General features: G+C 72.2%; 6 protein-coding genes. 4 read left to right on the top strand and 2 right to left on the bottom strand.

Annotation, left to right across the window (positions count from 1 at the left end; genetic code table 11):
• The 3 genes from GJ634_RS14380 to GJ634_RS14370 all read left to right on the top strand — a co-directional run.
• Nucleotides 1-1495: helicase-related protein (locus tag GJ634_RS14380; protein ID WP_231737057.1), on the top strand; the 1495-nt coding region annotated here is incomplete at its 5' end.
• Nucleotides 1492-2001: a KEOPS complex subunit Cgi121 gene (gene cgi121 / locus GJ634_RS14375; RefSeq protein WP_331714198.1), complete on the top strand. Its 510-nt coding sequence runs from the start codon at nucleotides 1492-1494 to the stop codon at nucleotides 1999-2001. The genes GJ634_RS14380 and cgi121, both read left to right, overlap by 4 nt.
• Before the next feature lie 42 nt (nucleotides 2002-2043).
• Nucleotides 2044-2415, top strand: coding sequence for a hypothetical protein (locus GJ634_RS14370; RefSeq protein WP_157503541.1), 372 nt, complete (start codon nucleotides 2044-2046; stop codon nucleotides 2413-2415).
• 169 nt (nucleotides 2416-2584) lie between these two features.
• Here GJ634_RS14370 and GJ634_RS14365 read toward each other — a convergent pair whose 3' ends face one another.
• Together GJ634_RS14365 and GJ634_RS14360 are read right to left on the bottom strand one after the other, a co-directional pair.
• On the bottom strand, nucleotides 2585-2722 hold the full coding sequence (locus tag GJ634_RS14365; protein ID WP_157503540.1) for a hypothetical protein: 138 nt from the start codon (nucleotides 2720-2722) through the stop codon (nucleotides 2585-2587).
• Nucleotides 2723-2796: 74 nt separating this feature from the next.
• On the bottom strand, nucleotides 2797-3543 hold the full coding sequence (locus tag GJ634_RS14360) for a Yip1 family protein (RefSeq protein ID WP_157503539.1): 747 nt from the start codon (nucleotides 3541-3543) through the stop codon (nucleotides 2797-2799).
• 126 nt (nucleotides 3544-3669) lie between these two features.
• Here GJ634_RS14360 and GJ634_RS14355 point away from each other — a divergent pair, with 126 nt between their 5' ends.
• Nucleotides 3670-4086 (top strand): helix-turn-helix domain-containing protein, encoded by a 417-nt coding sequence (locus GJ634_RS14355; RefSeq protein WP_157503538.1) that lies wholly within the window; start codon nucleotides 3670-3672, stop codon nucleotides 4084-4086.
• The last annotated feature ends 220 nt before the right edge of the window (nucleotides 4087-4306 follow it).

The raw sequence follows: 4306 nt of genomic DNA, 5'->3' as shown, positions 1-4306 counted from the left end.
GAGACCGAGGAGCTTGACAACGCGACGCTCCGGAAGTCCGTGCTGGACGGCGTCGGCGTTCCACCACGCCGGCCTCGCGCGCGAGCACCGCGAACTCGTCGAGGACGCGTTCCGCGAGCGCGCCATCAAGGTCGTGGCGGCGACGCCGACGCTCGCGGCGGGCGTGAACACCCCGAGCCGCCGGGTCGTCGTGCGGGACTGGCAGCGCTACGACGGCACCGCGGGCGGGATGCAGCCGCTCTCGGTGCTGGAGGTCCACCAGATGTTCGGGCGCGCGGGCCGCCCCGGCCGGGACCCCTACGGGGAGGCCGTCCTGCTCGCGAACAGCCACGACGAGCTGGAGGAGCTGTTCGACCGCTACATCTACGCGGAGCCCGAGCCCGTGCGCTCGAAGCTCGCGGCCGAGCCCGCGCTCCGGACGCACGTGCTCGCGGCCGTCGCGACCGGGTTCACGACGACGGAGGACGCGCTCCACGAGTTCCTCGGGGAGACGCTGTACGCCACGCAGACCGACGACCCCGGCCGCCTGAAGCGCGTCACGCGGGACGTCCTCGAGTACCTCGACCGGAACGGGTTCGTGGAGCGCGAGGACGGCACGCTGCGCGCGACCAGCACCGGCCACCTCGTCAGCCAGCTCTACGTCGACCCGATGAGCGCGGCGACGCTCGTCGACGGACTGCGGGCGGCCGAGCGCGGCGGGACGGCGAGCGGCGGCCGCCAGCGAGCGAGCGGGGACCCGGAGGACGCGGGCTTCCAGACGGCCGGCGAGATGCGCGGCGACGACGCGGCCGAGCCGGCGGACAGCGATTCGGGCGAGAGTGCGAGTCCGACGCCGTTCGGCCTGTTCCACCTCGTGAGCCGGACGCCGGACATGTACGAGCTCTACCTCCGGTCGGGCGACCGCGAGCAGTACACCGAGTTGGCGTACGAGCGCGAGGCGGAACTGCTCGGGTCGGCGCCCCGCGAGGAGGAAGCCGACTTCGAGGACTGGCTGTCCGCGCTGAAGACCGCGAAGCTCCTCGAGGACTGGGCCTCGGAGCTGGACGAGGACCGCATCGCGGAGCGCTACGGGGTCGGCCCCGGTGACATCCGCGGGAAGGTCGAGACCGCGGAGTGGCTGCTGCACGCGGCCGAGCGGCTCGCTGGCGACCTCGACGACGTGGAGTGCGCGGCCGCGGTCCGGGAGGCGCGCAAGCGCGTCGAGTACGGCGTGCGGGAGGAGCTGCTGGACCTCGCTGGCGTCCGGGACGTCGGCCGGAAGCGCGCGCGGCGCCTCTACAACGCGGGCATCGAGTCCCGCGCGGACCTCCGGAACGCCGAGAAGAGCCTCGTGCTGGGCGCGGTGCGGGGCCGCGAGAAGACCGCCGAGCGAATCCTCGAGAACGTCGGCCACCCGGACCCGGAGATGGACGCGGTGAGCGCGGACGCCGACGCGGTAGCGGCCGCCGAGGAGGCCGACCGGAGCGGGCAGGCGAACCTGGGGGACTTCTCGTGAGGCTGGTCGCGGGCACCGCGGCCGTCGACGACGTGGAGTCGTTCGTCGCCGACCTCCCGGGCGGCGGCCCGGAGACGGCGGTGCAGGCGTTCGACGCGGCGTACGTCGCGGGCCGCGCGCACCTCGCGGCGGCCGTCGAGCACGCCGACCGCGCGTTCGACCGCGGGGAGAACGTCGCCAGCGACCGCGCGGTCGAAATTCTGCTGTACGCTGCGGGCCGCCGCCAGATTCGGGAGGCGCTCGGGATGGGCGTCGCGGCGGGCGAGCAGCCGGTCGTGGTCGTCGTGGCGGGCGGCGACGAGGCCGAGGCGGCGGCCGACGTCGCGGCGTTCCTCGGCGACGGCCGCGTGCTCGAGGAGGACGAGCCGGGCGGCGACGGCGTCTACGGGGACAGCGAGACGATTCGAGAGTTCTTCGACGTGAGCGACGCGGAGCTCGCCGCGGCGGCGGGCGACCTCGCGGGCGTCGTCCGGGAGCGCGTGGCGCTGCTGGACGTCGAGAAGTAGGCGGCCAGCACGCATTTGGCGGGCGCGTCGGACCACCTAGGTATGAGCGACGACGACTACGTGCCCGAGGAGTCGACCGAGGAGTTCCCGAGCGAGCACGAGCGCCCGAAGGCCGAGCACGTCGAGGAGACGCTCGAAGCGCTGGAGGCGGCGGTACAGGGGTCGAGCTACCCGACGGACGCGAGTTCGCTGCGCGCGGAGTACGCGACCGAACGCGACGAGGTCGTCAACGAGACGGAGGCGCTGGGCGACGTCTTCGACCGGCTGGCGCCCGAGGAGTACGACACGCCGGAGGACGCCCGCGAGGCGGTGCTCGGGGAGCTGACGGGGCGAGCAGGCGTCGAGCACGGCGACCTCGCGGAGTACAACCCCGAGCGCGAGCTCGACGCGCTAGACCTCGCCGAGGACGAGTAGGGAGACGGTAACACACCCCGTTCCAGTCGAAACGAAGGGGTGTCGGGAGGGTGCAGTCTGTCGATTCCTCGCACTGCAAGGTGGTGTCGCGAGTGGAACGGAACGGAGGTGTCAGTTGGTTTTCCAGTCGAAACGCCGCCCGCGCGGAGCCGACGGGCGTCAGACGGACTCACTCCCGGAGGTCGCGGCGGTCGTAGTGGCACTCGCAGCTCCGGCAGTAGTAGCGGCCGTCGCGCTGGTGGCGCAGCCGGGTGTGACCGCGCGGGCACTTGACGCGCCAGCCGGCGTCGGACGGGTGGTCGTCCATAGAGCGGGTCCGTCTGACGCGCGGCGGACACAAGAGTCGCATCCTGCCGCGGGGTGAAACTGAAAGTGGCCGCGTCAGGCCAGCGAGAGCACGAACAGCAGGACCGCGACGACGCCGGACGCGGCCGCCGCGCTGCCGAACGTCGCGTCGTGGCCCTCGTGGAGGCCGTGCGCCCAGATGTACGCCTGCCACGCCGTGCCGACGAGCGCGCCGGCGACGCCGAGCGCGGTGCCGGTCGTGTTCGTGAGCCGGCGGAACTGGTCGGCCAGCAGCTCGGGGTCGCTGGCGAAGTCGACCCCCGACAGCAGGAAGACGAGGCCGGCCGCGCCGAGGACGGTCTGGACGAGCTGGGCGGGCGTCGCCCAGCCGGTGACCGCCAGCGTCGCGCCGAACGAGCCGCGGCTCCCCGTGAACGCGCCGACCGCGTGGAGCGCGACCGCGACCAGCAGCCAGCCGAGCAGGGTGCCGAAGAAGACCGTGGGGAGGCGGCCGTATATCGCGTCGCGGAGCCGCGCGCCGACCGAGACCTGCTCGGTCCGCGGCTCGTCGATGGTGCAGGGCTCGGGCGGCGAGGTGTTCATCTCCTCGAAGGACCGGCACGTCGACTCGGGCCACGGCTCCAGCCGCGTGACCGTGACGGTGGCGTCGATTTGCGCGGCCATGTACTCGCCGATGGCGGCGAACACGACCGACGTGACGGCGGCGACCGCGACGACGACGACCGCGGCGCCGGCGAGCGACCGCTCTGGCGGGTGCGTCTCGAAGAACGACCCCGGGTCGAACAGCAGCGTCCGGAGGTCGTGGAGGGCGTCCCGGAGCATGGGGCTACGGGCGGTTCGCCCAGCGACGGCTTCAACGTACCGGCGGCTCGCGCCGCGTGCGACCGGTCGGTCTTGTGGCGCCGCTACAAATCCTTTTTACGGCTCAGCGGCGTACGCTCCGCCGAGATGCCCGATTCGATGCGCGACTACCTCCAGCGGGACACGGACTGCGAGGCCCTCCTCGAGTGCTTCCACGGGCTCCGCGACCTCGACCGGCGCGCCTTCGAGGCGCTCGCCGGGACCGCCGAGCCGCTGACCGTCGACGAGCTCAGCGAGCGCATCGACCGCGAGCGCTCGACGGCCTACCGGTCGGTCCAGCGGCTGATGGACGTCGGGCTCGTCGAGAAGCGGCAGGTGAACTACGACCACGGCGGCTACTACCACGTCTACGAGCCCGCCGACCCCGACGAGGTCGCCGACGAGATGCAGCGCATGCTCAACGACTGGTACGCGAAGATGGGCCAGCTCATCGGCGAGTTCCGCGAGGAGTACGCCCGCGAAGCGGACGACGCCGAGGCCGCGGCGCCGCCCGCCGACCAGTAACGGTCCGAAGTCCCCGCCGCGAGAACCGAGACGGTCGCTGCTCGACGTCGAGTCGGGAAAGTAGCTCCATCTGGATGCTCGCTAGAACCTTTCATAGTCCACCCACCCAACAAGCGTGGTATGGCCGACCTCAAACGCGTCCAAAAACTACGCGAGGAAGTTTCCCAGAAATCAAACTCGCGAAAGGTCGACGAGGCGCCCCCATCGACGACCCGCGACC

Source organism: Halobacterium sp. CBA1126, assembly GCF_009741975.1.
GTDB lineage: Archaea > Halobacteriota > Halobacteria > Halobacteriales > Halobacteriaceae > Halobacterium.
Note: the sequence above shows the minus strand (reverse complement) of the source record. Positions and strands in the feature narration are given on the sequence as shown.

Bases quoted from the DNA above. Each gene is read 5' to 3' on its own strand.
- GJ634_RS14370 (WP_157503541.1), top strand. From the start codon at position 2,044: ATGAGCGACGACGACTACGTGCCCGAGGAGTCGACCGAGGAGTTCCCG.
- GJ634_RS14355 (WP_157503538.1), top strand. From the start codon at position 3,670: ATGCCCGATTCGATGCGCGACTACCTCCAGCGGGACACGGACTGCGAG.
- GJ634_RS14360 (WP_157503539.1), bottom strand. From the start codon at position 3,543: ATGCTCCGGGACGCCCTCCACGACCTCCGGACGCTGCTGTTCGACCCG.
- GJ634_RS14365 (WP_157503540.1), bottom strand. From the start codon at position 2,722: ATGGACGACCACCCGTCCGACGCCGGCTGGCGCGTCAAGTGCCCGCGC.